12 protein-coding genes and 2 pseudogenes are annotated in these 14,948 nt (G+C 73.9%); 8 read left to right on the forward strand and 6 right to left on the reverse strand.

Annotated features, from left to right (window positions below):
- Nucleotides 1-184: 184 nt before the first annotated feature.
- Nucleotides 185-532, reverse strand: a complete 348-nt coding sequence (locus tag V7E46_RS24925) for a winged helix-turn-helix transcriptional regulator (protein ID WP_333770504.1) — start codon at nt 530-532, stop codon at nt 185-187.
- 110 nt (nt 533-642) lie between these two features.
- On the opposite strand from V7E46_RS24925, the gene V7E46_RS24930 reads away from it, so the two are divergent.
- The 4 genes from V7E46_RS24930 (at nt 643) to V7E46_RS24945 (ending at nt 4,734) form a co-directional block, all read left to right on the forward strand.
- Complete coding sequence (locus V7E46_RS24930) at nt 643-1,512, forward strand: SDR family oxidoreductase (RefSeq protein ID WP_333770505.1); 870 nt, start codon at nt 643-645, stop codon at nt 1,510-1,512.
- Nucleotides 1,513-1,647: 135 nt separating this feature from the next.
- A complete protein-coding gene (rarD, locus tag V7E46_RS24935) occupies nt 1,648-2,646 on the forward strand; it encodes an EamA family transporter RarD (RefSeq protein WP_333770506.1) in 999 nt (332 codons plus the stop codon).
- A gap of 45 nt (nt 2,647-2,691) precedes the next feature.
- Nucleotides 2,692-3,255, forward strand: a complete 564-nt coding sequence (locus tag V7E46_RS24940; RefSeq protein ID WP_333770507.1) for a flavodoxin family protein — start codon at nt 2,692-2,694, stop codon at nt 3,253-3,255.
- Nucleotides 3,256-3,564: 309 nt separating this feature from the next.
- Complete coding sequence (locus tag V7E46_RS24945) at nt 3,565-4,734, forward strand: methyltransferase domain-containing protein (RefSeq protein WP_333770508.1); 1,170 nt, start codon at nt 3,565-3,567, stop codon at nt 4,732-4,734.
- 18 nt (nt 4,735-4,752) lie between these two features.
- Here V7E46_RS24945 and V7E46_RS24950 read toward each other — a convergent pair whose 3' ends face one another.
- Nucleotides 4,753-5,595, reverse strand: coding sequence for a class I SAM-dependent methyltransferase (locus V7E46_RS24950; protein ID WP_333770509.1), 843 nt, complete (start codon nt 5,593-5,595; stop codon nt 4,753-4,755).
- 480 nt (nt 5,596-6,075) lie between these two features.
- On the opposite strand from V7E46_RS24950, the pseudogene V7E46_RS24955 reads away from it, so the two are divergent.
- A pseudogene (locus V7E46_RS24955) lies at nt 6,076-6,419 on the forward strand (DUF6194 family protein).
- Nucleotides 6,420-6,487: 68 nt separating this feature from the next.
- Here the strand turns inward: V7E46_RS24955 and V7E46_RS24960 are convergent.
- The 4 genes from V7E46_RS24960 to V7E46_RS24975 all read right to left on the reverse strand — a co-directional run bounded on the left by V7E46_RS24960 (nt 6,488) and on the right by V7E46_RS24975 (nt 11,055).
- The gene (locus V7E46_RS24960) at nt 6,488-7,441 is read right to left on the reverse strand and encodes an ABC transporter permease (RefSeq protein ID WP_333770510.1); all 954 of its coding nucleotides are present in this window, start codon (nt 7,439-7,441) and stop codon (nt 6,488-6,490) included.
- Entirely contained in the window at nt 7,428-8,465 is a 1,038-nt protein-coding gene (locus tag V7E46_RS24965) for an ABC transporter ATP-binding protein (RefSeq protein ID WP_333770511.1), read from the reverse strand. Before V7E46_RS24965 ends, V7E46_RS24960 begins: the two co-directional genes overlap by 14 nt.
- 12 nt (nt 8,466-8,477) lie before the next feature.
- Nucleotides 8,478-9,698 (reverse strand): LolA family protein, encoded by a 1,221-nt coding sequence (locus tag V7E46_RS24970; protein WP_333770512.1) that lies wholly within the window; start codon nt 9,696-9,698, stop codon nt 8,478-8,480.
- A 334-nt stretch (nt 9,699-10,032) separates the two neighbouring features.
- Nucleotides 10,033-11,055 (reverse strand): polyprenyl synthetase family protein, encoded by a 1,023-nt coding sequence (locus V7E46_RS24975; RefSeq protein WP_333770513.1) that lies wholly within the window; start codon nt 11,053-11,055, stop codon nt 10,033-10,035.
- Nucleotides 11,056-11,506: 451 nt separating this feature from the next.
- On the opposite strand from V7E46_RS24975, the gene egtA reads away from it, so the two are divergent.
- The 3 genes and pseudogenes from egtA to egtC form a co-directional block, all read left to right on the forward strand.
- Nucleotides 11,507-12,835: an ergothioneine biosynthesis glutamate--cysteine ligase EgtA gene (egtA, locus tag V7E46_RS24980; protein WP_333770514.1), complete on the forward strand. Its 1,329-nt coding sequence runs from the start codon at nt 11,507-11,509 to the stop codon at nt 12,833-12,835.
- An 81-nt stretch (nt 12,836-12,916) separates the two neighbouring features.
- Nucleotides 12,917-14,260, forward strand: a complete 1,344-nt coding sequence (egtB, locus tag V7E46_RS24985) for an ergothioneine biosynthesis protein EgtB (RefSeq protein ID WP_333770515.1) — start codon at nt 12,917-12,919, stop codon at nt 14,258-14,260.
- Nucleotides 14,260-14,865: pseudogene (gene egtC, locus V7E46_RS24990) on the forward strand (ergothioneine biosynthesis protein EgtC); the annotation flags it as partial. The gene egtB and the pseudogene egtC, both read left to right, overlap by 1 nt.
- Nucleotides 14,866-14,948 lie beyond the last annotated feature (83 nt).

A 14,948-nucleotide genomic window follows, 5' to 3' on the forward strand; every position in this document is an offset into this window, starting at 1 on the left:
CCCCGCGCCCCTTCGGGGCACGTCCCGCCGTGCGGACAGCGCGCCACCGCCGTGGCCGGGCGCGCAGTTCCCCGCGCCCCTTCGGGCCACCCCATGCCGAAGGGGAACCGCGCAACCCCCGCCCGGGGGAGGCGTACCCCCCCCGCGCCGAGGGGACCGTCACGCGCGGCGGGGCGCGAAAAGCTCAGCCGCGCCCCGCGTCGTACGCGAGCTGCGCCGCAGCCACCGCGGCCACGCGGGACTCCGTCCACGCGGCCAGCGCCCGTACCTTGAGCGCGGCCTCCCGCCCGAGGTCCGTCAGGTCGTAATCCACGTGCGGCGGTATGACGGGCCGGGCGACGCGGCGTACGAAGCCGTCCCGCTCCAGCGTGCGCAGCGTCTGCGTGAGCATCTTCTCGCTGACGTCCCCGATCCCGTCCCGCAGTTCACTGAAGCGCAAAGTGCCGCCGTCGAGCAGGGACGCGAGCACCAGAACGCCCCACCGGCTGGTGACGTGCTCGAGAATGGCCCGCTCCGGGCAGATTACCTTCATGTATGTACCGTACTTCAAGGTGGGTACTTTCCATAAGTTAGCGTCCCGGTTACGGTGATCACGACAGCAGGAACGCATCATCAGGAACGCACTCCACCGGGAGATCCACCGTGAGCATCGTCGTCACCGGAGCCACCGGCCACCTCGGCCGCCTCGTCATCGCAGAGCTGCTGGCGCGCGGGGTCGCCCCCGCCGGGATCGCCGCCGCGGTGCGGGACACCGGCAAGGCGGCCGACCTCGCCGCGAGCGGCGTGGAGCTGAGGGTCGCGGACTACGACCGGCCCGAGACCCTCAAGGCCGCCTTCGCCGCGGGCGACCGCGTGCTGCTGGTCTCGGGGAACGAGGTCGGCCGCCGTATCCCGCAGCACACCGCGGCGATCGACGCGGCGGCGGAGGCCGGCGTGGCGCTGCTGGCGTACACCGGCGTACTCGGCGGTCCGGCCGCCGACTTCGTGCTCGCCGACGAGCACAAGGCCACCGAGGAGCACATCCTGGCCTCCGGGCTGCCGTACGTCTTCCTGCGCAACGGCTGGTACACCGAGGTCTACACGGCGAATCTGCCGGCGGTGCTCGAACACGGCGCCGTGATCGGCAACGCGGGCGACGGGCGGCTCGCGTCGGCCGCCCGGGCGGATTACGCGGCGGCGGCAGCGGTCGTCCTGACCGGGGAGGGCCACGAGAACCGGGCGTACGAGCTGAGCGGCGACACCTCGTGGAGTTTCCCCGACTACGCGGCCGTGATCGCCGAGCTGTCCGGGCGCGAGGTCGCCTACCACGACGTGAGCCCGGAGGAGCGGCAGGAGATCCTGACGGGCGTCGGGGTGCCGGCCGACTTCGCCGCGGTGCTGGTGGACGTGGACCAGGCGATCGGGCGCGGCCTGCTGGCCGGCACCAGCGGTGAGCTGGCCCGGCTGATCGACCGCCCGACGACGCCGCTGCGCGAGACGGTCGCGGCCGAGCTGGCGGCCCTCCAGGGGTAGCGCCGAAGGGACAGGCCGCCCGCCTGTCAGGACCATTCCGCGATACGGCCCTGGCACCATGGCCGTCCGACCGCTACGGTCGGACTGCCGCACCCGTACCCGCACCGCGTACGGCGGCTTGGGGGAGGACGGGCGATGGGCGAGAACCGCAAAGGGCTGGTGTTCGGGTTCGCGGCCTACGGCATGTGGGGCCTGTTCCCGCTGTACTGGCCGCTGCTCGAACCCGCGGGAGCCGCGGAGATCCTGGCCCACCGGATGGTGTGGTCGCTGGTGGTGGTCGCCGTACTGCTGCTGGCGCTGCGCCGGTGGGCCTGGATCACCGAGCTGATACGCCAGCCCCGCCGCCTGGCCCTGATCGCGCTCGCGGCGACCGTGGTGTCGGTGAACTGGGGCACGTACATCTGGGCCGTCAACGCCGGCCATGTCGTGGAGACCTCGCTCGGCTACTTCATCAACCCGCTGGTCACCGTGGGCCTGGCCGTCCTCGTCCTGCACGAGCGGCTGCGGCCCGTGCAGTGGGTGGCGGTCGGCATCGGCTGCGCGGCCGTCGGGGTGCTCGCGGTCGGCTACGGGCGGCTGCCGTGGATCGCGCTGGTCCTGGCCTTCACCTTCGGCACGTACGGCCTGGTGAAGAAGAAGATCGCCATGGGCGGGGTGGAGTCGCTGGCCGCGGAGACCTCCGTGCAGTTCCTGCCGGCCGCCGTCTTCCTGGTGGTCCTCGGCTCCCGCGGCGACTCGACCTTCACCCACCACGGCCCCGGCCACGCCACCTTGCTGGCCCTGTCGGGCGTGGCCACCGCGCTCCCGCTGGTGCTCTTCGGGATGTCGGCGAACCGGCTGCCGCTGTCCACCCTCGGCCTGATCCAGTACATGGCCCCGGTCTTCCAGTTCCTGATCGGCATCCTCCACTTCCACGAGACGATGTCCACCGAGCAGTGGATCGGCTTCCTGCTGGTCTGGTCGGCGCTGGTCCTGCTGACGGCCGACGCTTTGCGCAACGGCCGCCGTACCCGGGCGGCTGCGACTGCCGCGAGGTCGGCCGCCGCTCCGGCCCCGGAGCATGCCGCGGACCCCGCCACGGCCCCGGCCACCGGGGTGCCCGGGGCGACGGCGGGGCGCACCCCGGGGGTGTGACGCGGATCGCTTGACGCAAGTTCGATGCGCGCGCAACATATGCATATGCATGACTTCTCGGGGCGGCGGTTCCTCTTCCTGCTCGGCAGCACCCGCGCGGGCGGCAACACCGAGGCGCTGGCGCAGCGGGCGGCGGCGCAGCTGCCCTCCGACGTGGAGCAGCACTGGGTGCGGCTCGCGGAGATGCGGCTGCCGGAGTTCACCGACGTACGGCACGACGGCGACGGCTCGTACCCGCCGCCCACCGGGCAGGCCCGTACACTGCTCGACGCCACGCTGGAGGCGACCGACCTGGTCGTCGCGTCGCCGCTGTACTGGTATTCGCTGTCCACGCCGACCAAGCACTACCTCGACCACTGGTCCGGCTGGATGCGCGTACCCGGCGTCGACTTCCGCGCCCGGATGGCGGGCCGCACCCTGTGGGGCGTCACGGCCCTCGCGGGCACCGACCATTCCGACGCCGACCCGCTGGCCGGCACCCTCGCGAAGACCGCCCGCCACATGCGGATGACCTTCCGCGGCATGCTGCTGGCCAGCGCGACCCGCCCGGGCCAGCTCACCACCGACGAGGACGCGGCGCTGCGGGCGAAGACCTTCTTCACTCCCTGAGGGCGCCCCACACCACCTTCCCCTCGCCGACCCCTACCTGCCCCTGCCAGGCCGCACGCCCGCTCGTCCTCGTACGCTGCCCCGCGTCACGCGCGATCTTTACAGTCACCATTCGCGTGCGTAGAGTAACGATGCCGTCGATCAGGCAAGGCAGGGGGCGGCCATGAAAGTGGACAGGTTCACGGCCCGGTACGGGACGCGCGCGGGTGGTGACGAGGGGGACGGGCACCCCGGGACGCCGTGGACGCCGCCGCAGGAGCCGCCGTCGCCGGACGGGGACACCCCGCCCGGCGACGGGACGCACCGCAAGTGACGGTGATCGGTCGCAGAGTGCGGCCCGGCTGGGCGGAGTTGGTGCGCTTCCTGCTCGACTCCGGGGCCATGGCGCCGCAGTGGGGCGAGGCGTTCTGCGCGGTGGACCGCGCCCGGTTCCTGCCGCCGGTCATGTGGCCGTACGACATGGCGACCAGGACAAGCGCCGGCAGCGACCGGCGGGCGGACCGGGCCGGCTGGTACGGCTGGGCCGACGCCGACGTCCCGATCACCACCCAGTGGGACGACGGCCGGCACGAGGGCGCCGCTCCCGGCAGGGTGCCGACGTCGTCGGCCTCGGCCCCGTCCGTGGTCGCGGCGATGCTGCGCGACCTCGACGTGCACGACGGCGTGAAGGTGCTGGAGATCGGCACCGGCACCGGCTGGAACGCCGCCCTGCTCGCCCACCGCCTCGGCGACCGGCAGGTCACCAGCGTGGAGGTCGACCCGCAGGTCGCGGCCACCGCGACAGCCGCCCTGCACGGCGCGGGCCGCCACCCGGACGTGGTGGTCGCCGACGGCCTGCTCGGCCACCCGCCGGGCGCCCGCTACGACAGGCTCATCGCGACCGTGGCCGTACGCGCGATCCCGTACGCCTGGGTGCGGCAGACCGCTCCCGGCGGGGTGATCGTGGCGCCCTGGGGAACGGCGTACTCCCATGCCGACGCGGTGGTGCGTCTGGCCGTCGCCGACGACCGTACCGGCGCGCAGGGGCGGTTCACCCGGCCCGTGGAATTCATGAAGGCCCGCGCGCACCGGACGGCCCGGGCCCCGCACAGCGAGTACGTTCCGGGCAACGACGTCGCCGCCGCGGCCGAATCCGTCACGACCACCGGCCTGACCGCCGATGACCTCGGGCACCCGTTCCCCTTCGCCGCCGGCCTGCGCATCGGCCGCGACTGCACCAGTGCCGCGGACCGGCGCGGCGCGAGCGTCAGTTACTGGCTCTACGGGATCTCGGACCGCTCCTGGGCCGCGGCCGTCCTGCACGACGGGCGACCGACGTCCACCGTCTACCAGGGCGGCCCCCGCCGCCTGTGGGACGAGCTCGAGACCACCCACCGCTGGTGGACCGCCGCCGGCAGACCCGGCACCGACCGCTTCGGCCTGACCACCACCCCCGACGGCGACCGCCCCTGGCTCGATGCCCCGCAGCAGCCGCTCTGACAGCCCGGCGGCAGCCCGTCAGGTGAGGGGTTTGGGCCAGACGAGGACCTCCGTGCCGGGCTGGCGTTCGGAGAAGTGGCCGCGGGGGGAGGTCTCGTGGAGGAGGTCGCGCAGGGAGGTCTCGAAGGCGGCGCGGTGGGGGCCGAAGAGGTGGGGGGCCGAGAAGGACAGGGAGAAGACGCCCGCGACGACGTCGTCGTACGTGCGTACCAGCGGCCGGCCGCCGGGGACGGCGAGGCGCTGCGGGGCGGTGAAGCCCGCGCGGGTGAGGATCGCCGCCTCGCCGCCGGGGGTGCCCTGGGGCAGCAGGCTCCGGCCGGCCCGGCGGACCGGGCCGAGGTAGCGGGCGACCAGGTCACCGATCGCCGCGTGCGGCACCGCCGGGTACGGGAGGCCCTCGGCGGTCGTGGCCCCGGTCTTCACGTCCGAGAGGTGCACCAGCGCCCCGCCGGGCGCGAGCATGTCCCGGACGGTCGCCGCCACCAGGTCGCGGTCCATCCAGTGGAAGGACTGGCCGAAGGTCGCGACGGTGAACGTCCCCAGACCCGCGGGCAGTTCCTCCGCCCGGGCCCGTACCCACCGCGTCCTCTCCCCCACCCCGGCCTCGGCGGCCCCGCGCCCGGCCTCGGCGAGCATGTCGCCGTCCGGGTCCACTCCGACGACCTCGGCGAAGGCATCCGCCAGGCTCAGCGCGAGGGTTCCCGGCCCGCAGCCCACGTCGAGCAGCCGCCCGCGCCCGTCGAGCCGCAGCGCCTCGGCGAGCACGGCCGCGAGACCGGGGGCGTAGGGCAGCCTGCCGCGCCGGTAGTAGGCGGCAGCGCCCGCGAACAGCGTCTCGTCCCACTCCCAGCCGCCCGCCACGCCGCCCGCCTCCCGGAGATCCGCAACCGGCCGCCGATGATGCCACGCCGGCCCAGCGGCCCGCCGCGAATATCGCGTCGAGCGCCCCGGCGGCGTCGAGGAGGGCGTACGAGCGGGCCGTGATGCTCGCGTTCCGGGACGCGAGCGCGGCGGTGACGCCGGCCGAGCCGCGCCCGGTGCGCAGGGACGGCATCAGGGCGCGCAGCGGCGCGATGCGGTAGCCGGCGGCGCGGAGCTGCTGGACGACCCGGGCTCGCGGGCCTGGGGCGGGGACTTGAGGGTTGGCACCGGCACTCCCCCGTTCCGCGGACCGAAGTCTCCACAAGCACCTCAATGAACGCTTGAGCCCATGGCCATCGACGACGTCATCGACTTCACGGCCGGCCTCGACGGCGTCCTGGCCGTCCGGCCGCAGCCCGGCGACGGCTCGCCGGAGATCAGCTGGGGGACAGTTGCGTCTACTACGCGCCGGACGGCGTCGTGCCGGCCGCGGCGCGGTCCTTCGCCACGGCCGGCACGAAGGACTGCCCCGGCGACGAGCGGTCGCGCCTGGACCGCCCCGGCGCCTTCCGCACCGGTCTCGCCGCCGGGAGGGACGCCTTCGTCGCGTGGGGACCGGGCACCCGCCCCGGGAGGCCGCCGCGGAGGACGGCCCCGGCGCGGACGACACGGTCGGGGCCCACCCCGTCTACGGCTCCGCCGGCTGGCTCGCGGTGGTGAACCCGGGTCCCCGGACCGATGTGGCGCTCCGCGACCTGCTGCGAACCGCCCACCGCCTCGCCCGCGCCCGGTACGGCCGGCGGAACGGGCCGGCGGCGGGCTGACCGGGGGTCAGGGGCGCCGGAGGAGTCGGCCGGCCTGCGGCCGGACAGGGACGGCTCCGGGCGGCGCGCTACGCCGTGATGTCGCGGGTGGTGAAGCGGGCCCAGGCGGCGGAGCCGAAGACGGCGGCGTAGACGGCCTGGAGGGCGAGGTTCTTGACGATGCCGGTCCAGATGACGGGGGCCCGCATCACATCGGCGAAGCTCAGCCAGTAGTGGGGGAAGAGGCAGGGCTGCACGGTGTGCAGCTGCGGGATGCTGTCGACGATCTGGATGGTGATCAGCAGGCCGACCGTGGCCGCCATCGCGCCGATACCGCTGTCGGTCAGGGTGGAGATGAACAGGCCGAGCGCGGCGAGGCCGATGAGCGAGGACGCCACGAGCAGCGCGATCAGCAGGCCGCGCAGGATGCCGTCGGACAGCGGGACGGTGTTGCCGGACAGCAGGGTGACATCGCCGACCGGGAAGAGCGCGAAGCCGACGATCACGGCGGACAGCACCACCACGAGGGTCGCGGCGACGCAGAAGGCCAGTACCGAGGCGTACTTGGCGAGCAGCAGCCGGGTGCGGCCGGCCGGGACGACCAGCAGATAGCGCAGGGTGCCGGTACTGGCCTCGCCCGCGACGGCGTCGCCTGCCACCACGCCGATGGCCATCGGCAGGAAGAAGGGCAGGGTTGCGGCGAGCGAGGCGAAGGCCAGGAAAAGGCCGTTGTTGCTGATCTGCTCCAGGAATGCCGGGCCGCCACCGCCGTTGCCGCCGACCGACCGGCCGCCGCGGGTCTCGATCCTGACCGCGGTGCCGACCAGTACCGGCACCCCGGCCAGCACGCCGAGCAGGGCGAGGGTACGGGCCCGGCGGAAGACGATCAGCAGCTCGGAGCCGAACAGGCCCAGCGACCACACCGCCCGGGTCGCGGGCGACGCCTGCGTGCGCCCCGGGGTTCGGTCCCCGTCCTGCCCGGGACCGCCCGCGCGGTCGTCGTCGTGCAGGCCGGTGCCCGCGGCGGTCTCAGCCCGCGACATCGAAACCCTCTCCCGTCAGTGCCACGAACGCGTCCTCCAGTGACGCCCGCTGCACCCCGAAGCCGCGCACCCGCACACCGGCCGCGACCAGTGCGGCGTTCAGCTCCGCCAGGTCGGGCGGGTCGGCGGGCAGCTCGCCGGTGACCAGGCCGCCGTGCGGGTCGGTGACCAGCTCGGTCACGCCGTGCCCGGTGAGCACCCGGACGGCCCGCGCGGCGTCCGGGGTGGTGACGGCGAGCCGCCCGCGGGTGCCCGCGGCCAGCTCGGCCACCGGGCCCTGGGTGATCAGCCGGCCGCGGGCCATCACCGCGGCATGGGTGCAGACCTGCTCGATCTCGTCCAGCAGATGCGAGGAGAGGAAGACGGTGGTGCCGTCCTCGGCCAATTCCCTGACCAGGGTCCTGATCTCCCGCATGCCCTGCGGGTCGAGGCCGTTGGTCGGCTCGTCGAGCACCAGCAGCTCGCGCGGCTGGAGCAGGGCGGACGCAAGCCCGAGGCGCTGCTTCATGCCCAGCGAATACGCCTTGGCCTTCTTCGCCGCCGCCGCGGTGAGCCCGACCCGGTCGAGCGCCGAAGCCACCCTGGCCTTCCGGGTGCGCGGGTCGGCCGTGGGGTCGGCCGCGTCGAAGCGGGTCAGATTGTCCTGGCCGGACAGGAAGCCGTAGAGGGCGGGCCCCTCGATGAGGGCGCCGACCTTGGGCAGCACCGCCCGGGTGGAGCGCGGCATGGTGCGGCCGAGGACGCGGGCGGTGCCCGCGGTCGGCTCGATCAGGCCCATCAGCATCCGGATCGTGGTCGTCTTGCCCGAGCCGTTCGGCCCGAGGAAGCCGAACACGCTGCCGCGCGGCACCCGCAGGTCCAGGCCGTCCACGGCGAGCGTGCCCCGGTACTGCTTGACCAGGCCGCGGGTCTCGATCACCACGTCGGGCGCCGGACCGCCCGCGCCAGGCGGCGGACCGTCCGCGTCGGGTGCCGGACCGTCCACCTCGGGCGCCGGACCGTCCGCGGCGAGCGGCTCTCCCATCGCGCTCCTTCGTCAGCGTGCGGCGCTGCCGGCCGCCGCGGTCAGCGCCGCCTGGTCGACCGCACCGGCGTATACCGTGCCGTCCCGCGTCAGCAGCACATTGACCAGCCGGGTGTGGAAGAGCGTGCCGGTGCCGAAGGAGCCGCTGACCTGCTTGCCGAAGCCGCCGAGGATCGAGGCGGCACCGCCCTTGGCGTTCTTCCCGGCCCCGGACGGCAGCGCGCCCTTGGTCCTGAAGACGGCCACGGTGTCCCAGCCGGACCCGATAACGGTGGGCGCGGCGAGGCCGGATGTCGCGTCGGGCGACCGGTCCTTGGCCGGGGCGCCGCCCTCGGTCACCTTCACGCCCTTGGGCGGGGTGAAGGCGAAGGTGCTCGCGGCCGGCTTGCCGAAGCTCACCTTGCTGTAGGCGACGTCGAAGGCCGCCTTGCCCGTGCCCTTGGGCTGGAGCGTGAACTTCAGCGGCACACCGGTCTTGGCGTCGACGGCGATCCGTATCGAGTCGACCGTCGTGCCGGGCGCGTTCTGCGGGCGGATCAGCAGCTCGTACGCGCTGCGCCCGGCCACCCGGGCGGTGCCGTCCGCGGTGATCGAGGCGATGCCGTCGGCTGCCTTGAGGATCTGCCGGGCCGCGGCCTGCGGGGTCGCGGGGAAGTCGTCCGGCACCTGCGTGCGGGGCGCGGCCTCGGTGTCCCGGGCCGGCAGCGCGGAGTGGTACGCCTCGTCGGACGAGCTGTCGTACGCCCACACCTGGGACCCGTTGTGGATCACGCTGTATTCGGCAGCGGGCTCGATGACCGAGATCTTCTGCCGGTCCTGGCCGTCCGCCGCCACGTGCAGGGTGTGGCTGCCGATCAGCAGCTGGGGCAACCGCCGCTGCGGGTCGGCCGGCGAGCTGCCGGACGAGCCGAGCGCCGGCGCCGCCGCGGCGCCGCCGAACAGGCTGCTTCCCGCGCCCCCGGACAGCGCGGACGGCAGGCCGAGGTCGGTGCTGATCTTCACCGTGCCGTCCACGGTCCTGGTGTCGGACGCGGCGATCTTGGTGATGATCTGCTGGGCGGTGAGCGACGGCAGGGACGGGTCGCCGCTGTCGGCCAGCGCGGGGACCAGTCCGATGGTCGCCGCGGTCACTCCCACGACCGCCGCGGGGACGGCGTAGCGGACGGCCTTGCGCCCCCGCCGCCCCTCCCCGGGCTCGGGTGCATCCGGCTGTGCCGGTTGGATCAGTGCCATTGCGTCTTTACCTCCGTCGTCAGCGGCGGTTCGCTGTCCCGCACTCGTCCACTCCCCAGGCCATTGTCGCCCGGTCCGCCCCGAAGTGGTGTGTACCCATCTCACCAAACCGGTCACCGCGCCACATCAGCCCCGGGGGCCAACTCGGTGTACGCCTGCGGTATGACGGTCCCGCGTCCCGTAGGCGCTCCGGCGTACGGGCCCCTGACGCCCTCTCAGGGTCGGGCGGGCGCCGGGACGGCGCGGAAGGGGCGGGAGGCGGCAGCGAGGAGCCGCACGGGCGGCTGAGCGGCGCCTGCGAGCCGCACGCACGCCCAGGGCCCAGGGCCGCCGCTCAGCCCGCCCGGTGCACCACGGCGTCGCACAGCCCGGCCAGCGCCCGTTTGGCGGGTCCCTCGGGCAGCGGTGCCAGCGCGGCCCGCGCCTCCTCCGCGTAACGCAGCGAGTCGCGGCGGGCCTGTTCGAGCGCGGGGTGCGCGCGCAGCAGGCTCAGCGCCTCGGCGTGCAGGCCGTCGTCGGTGAGGTCGCCGTCGAGCAGTTCGTTGAGCCGGCGGTCGGCGGCCGAGACGGCGCCCCCCGCCTGCGCGTAGTGCTTGCGCACATGCAGCACCGGCAGCGTCGGGATGCCCTCGCGCAGGTCGGTGCCCGGGGTCTTGCCCGACTCGTGGCTGTCGCTGGCGATGTCGAGGACGTCGTCGGCGAGCTGGAAGGCGATGCCGATGCGTTCGCCGTACTGGGTCAGGGTGTGCACCACGGCCTCGCCCGCGCCCGACATCATCGCGCCGAACCGGCCGGAAACGGCCATCAGCGAGCTGGTCTTGCCGGCCAGCACTTCGAGGTAGTGGTCCAGCGGGTCGCGGCCGTCGCGCGGGCCGACCGTCTCCAGGATCTGCCCGGTGACCAGCCGCTCGAAGGACTCGGCCTGGACCCGGACCGCCTCGGGTCCGAGGTCGGCCAGGATGTGCGAGGCACGGGAGAAGAGGAAGTCGCCGGTCAGCACCGCGACCGAGTTGCCCCAGCGGGCGTTCGCGCTGGGCACCCCGCGGCGGGCGTCGGCCTCGTCCATGACGTCGTCGTGGTAGAGCGTCGCCAGGTGGGTCAGCTCCACGACGACCGCGGCCGGCACGACGCCGGGGGCGAACGGGTCGCCGAACTGGGCGCCGAGCATCACCAGGAGTGGCCGGAAGCGCTTACCTCCGGCCTGCAGCAGATGCCTGGCGGCGTCCGTGATGAAGGGGACGTCGCTCTTGGTGGCCTCGATCAGGCCCTCTTCCACCGCCGCGAGTCCGGCGCCGATGTCGGCGTCCAGAGCGGGGTCCCACACGCTCAGCCCGAAGGGTGGCCCGACGACGTTCACGAGGGGTGCTCCTGTCGCTGATCTGGCTTCTGGCGGGGTTCTGGGTGGCGCTTCGCGGGCGGCTCCGCTGGCGCTGACGTGGTGCTCGGCTCGTCTTGCGTACACGGGCAGCGTAGCCGGTCGGCTGTGGATCACCGCCGGGGCATCGCCCTATGCCAAGCCGCGGGAGGACCGCGCCCGGAGCCGGTCGCGGGCCGTACGGGAGGCCGTACGCCGTCACGCCGCATATGATCCCGATTACGGCATTTCAGGGTGGTGCGTCCGACCCGCCATGTGACGCCGGGTGCCGTTCGCGCGACCGGCGAACGTCCACCGGCGCACGTGGCCTGTTCGCCACGCGGCCCACCACAATCGTGGCGGCAACATGTGACATGTCCTCGCATCTGGGTAGACCTCAACGGAAAAATTCGTGCGGAAGCAGTCCGCCGGAAATCGATGAGGAGGTGGATCGATGGCAGCCGACCTGCTGGAGGAAGAGGCCGAGGCATATGTGCGCGGCGTCTGTTTCAAGACGGGGCCGCCCACCCGCACAGGGGTGGAGCTGGAGTGGTTGGTGCATGACCGCTCGGATCCCCAGAAGCTGATAGCCGCCGACCGGATCGACGAGGTACTCGCGCCGGTCGAAGTGCCCGGTGCCATGCCGCGGGGCAGCAGGATCACCCGTGAGCCGGGTGGCCAGGTGGAGCTGAGCTCCCCGCCCGCCGGCTCGCTCACCGAGTGTGTCGAGGCGATGGCCGCCGATCTCGCAGCCCTGCGCCAGGTCATGGACCGGGCGGGACTGGTCCTGGTCGGCCGCGGACTCGAACCCCACCGCGCCCCGCCGAGGCTCCTGGACGACCCCCGCTACCGGGCGATGGAGAGCTTCTTCGACCGCAGCGGGCCCTGGGGCCGCACCATGATGCGCCGCACCGCCTCCCTGCAGACCAACCTGGACAGCGGGGACGACTCCGAGGGGATCACCGGCTACCGGCGGCGCTGGGAGCTGGCGCACCGGATCGGCCCGGTCCTGGTGGCGGCCTTCGCCAATTCCCCGCTCAAGGACGGCCGCCCCACCGGCTGGGTCTCCACCCGGCAGGCGACCTGGGCCGAGATGGACCCGAGCCGCACCCGCCAGCCCGACCACGACCCCGAACCGCGGGACTCCTGGACGCGCTACGCACTGGACGCGCAGGTGCTGTGCATACGCGGCACCGGCGGTACGGAATCCGGCGTCCATGGCGAAGGCGACACCATGGGCGGCGCCGACGCAGTGGGCGACGGCTTCGGTGACGGGACGATCGCCGACTGGACCGCGCCCCCCGGGCTCACCTTCCGCGACTGGCTGCGCGGCACGGTGCCCGGCCTGCGCCGGCCGACCATCGCCGATCTGGACTACCACCTCAGTACGCTCTTCCCCCCAGTCAGACCGCGGGGCTGGCTGGAACTGCGGATGGTCGACGCCCAGGAGGGCGACGGCTGGGTGATCCCGACGGTGCTCTCGGCGACCCTGCTGGACGACCCGGTCGCCGCCGACGCCGCGTTCGCCGCCACGGAGACGCTGTGCCCCGAGGGGCAAGCCCTCCCCTCCGAGGACGTATGGCGGCGGGCCACCCGGATCGGCCCGGCCGACCCGGACCTCGGCAAGGCCGTCGTCGCCTGCTTCAGAGCCGCGGACAGCGCCCTGGCGCGCTCGGACGGTTCCGCCGCGCTGCGTGCGGCGGTCGCCGCGTTCGCCGAGCGGTACGCGGAACGCGGCCGATGTCCCGCACACGACCAGTTGGACGCGCTGTCACGCGTCTGACCTTCCGGAAGGTATGTCGTGACAAACCCCCGCACCACCGGTACCAGCAGTACGCCTCCCACAGCGGCCACTCCTGCCACTGTGGGCACTACAGCCGCTCAGGACCCTTCCGTCACCGCACTCGCCGCCCTTGAGGCCGCCCGGCGGCGTACGGAACTGCTCACCGACAGTGTCGACGAGCACGATCTGACCGCCCAGCACTCCCCCCTGATGTCCCCGCTGGTGTGGGACCTGGCCCACATCGGCAACCAGGAGGAGCTGTGGCTGGTCCGCGAGGCCGGCGGGCGCCCGGGAGTGCGCCCCGACCTCGACCACGTCTACGACGCCTTCAGGACGCCGCGCGCCGACCGCCCCGCCCTGCCGCTCCTCGGGCCGGCCGAGGCGCGCGCGTACATCGCGACGGTCCGCGAGCAGACCGCCGAGGTGCTCGACACCGTCGACACCGGCCCCGACCAGCAGGAACGCCTGCTTGCCAACGCCTTTGTCTTCGGCATGCTCGCCCAGCACGAGCAGCAGCACGACGAGACGATGCTCGCCACCCACCAACTGCGCGCAGGGCCGCCGGTCCTCGACGCGCCCGTACCGCCGCCAGCGCCCGCGGACGCGGCCCTGCTGCCGCGCGAGGTCCGGATATCCGGCGGCCCCTTCACCATGGGCACCAGCACCGAGCCGTGGGCGCTGGACAACGAACTGCCCGCGCACACCGTCGAGGTGCCCGCCTTCTGGCTGGACACCGTGCCGGTCACCAATGGCGCCTACGCCGAATTCATCGCCGCCGGCGGCTACGACGACCCGGGCTGGTGGTCGCCCGAGGGCTGGCGGCACGTCCGGGAGGCGGGCCTGGTCGCCCCGCTGTTCTGGGAAGCCGACGGCGAGGGCTGGACCCGCCGCCTCTTCGGCCGCACCGAGCCCGTACCGGCGGACGAACCGGTGCTGCACGTGTGCTGGTACGAGGCCGACGCCTATGCTCGCTGGGCGGGCCGCAGGCTGCCGACCGAGGCCGAGTGGGAGAAGGCGGCCCGGCACGACCCGGCCACCGGCCGCTCACGCCGCTACCCGTGGGGCGATGCCGACCCGGGACCCGAACACGCCAACCTCGGCCAGCGCCACCTGCGCCCGGCCCCGGCGGGCAGCTACCCGGCGGGAGCCGCGCCCAGCGGCGTCCGGCAGCTCATGGGCGACGTGTGGGAATGGACCGCGTCCGACTTCGCCCCCTATCCCGGCTTCGCCGCCTTCCCCTACAAGGAATACTCCGACGTCTTCTTCGGCCCCGACTACAAGGTGCTGCGCGGCGGCGCCTTCGGCGTCTCCCCCGTGCTGGCCCGCGGGACCTTCCGCAACTGGGACTACCCGGTCCGCCGGCAGATCTTCGCCGGCTTCCGCACCGCGAGGGACGACGACGCGCCCGGGCACGGGCGCGGCTGATGTGCCGCCATCTCGCCTACGTCGGGCCGCCGGTGCCGCTCGCCCGGCTGCTGGTGCGACCCGCGCACGGACTGTACGAGCAGTCGTGGCAGCCGCGGCGGCAGCGCCACGGCACGGTGAATGCCGACGGTTTCGGCGTCGGCTGGTATCCGCCCGGCCAGGACGCCGACACCGGCTTCCCGCAGCCCGTCCGCTACCGGCGGGCCGTGCCCGTATGGGCGGACGCCAACTTCGCCGAACTGGCCGCGGCGATACGCAGCGGCGCCGTCCTCGCGGCGGTGCGCTCGGCGACCGAGGGCACCACACAGGACGAGTCGGCCGCCGCGCCCTTCAGGGACGGCCGCTGGCTTTTCAGCCACAACGGCGCCGTCCGGGACTGGACGCGGCTGCCCAGCGGACTGACCGCGGCCCAGCTGCTCGGCCTGGACGCCCGCAGCGACTCGGCGCTGCTGTGGGCGATGCTCGCCGCGCTGCTGCGGCAGGGCCAGCCGCCGGGCGCCGCGCTGGCGTCGGTCGTACGGCAGGTCGCCGCGGCCCGCCCGGACGCGCGGCTGAATCTGCTGCTCACCGACGGCCGCGCCATCGCGGCCACCGCCTGGGGCGACACCCTCTGGTACCGCACGGGTACGGGAGCGGTGCTGGTCGCCTCGGAGCCCGACGACGAGCCGGGCGGGACGCACGGGGCCGA

This window comes from Streptomyces sp. IBSBF 2435 (assembly GCF_036815005.1).
Classification (GTDB): Bacteria; Actinomycetota; Actinomycetes; order Streptomycetales; family Streptomycetaceae; genus Actinacidiphila.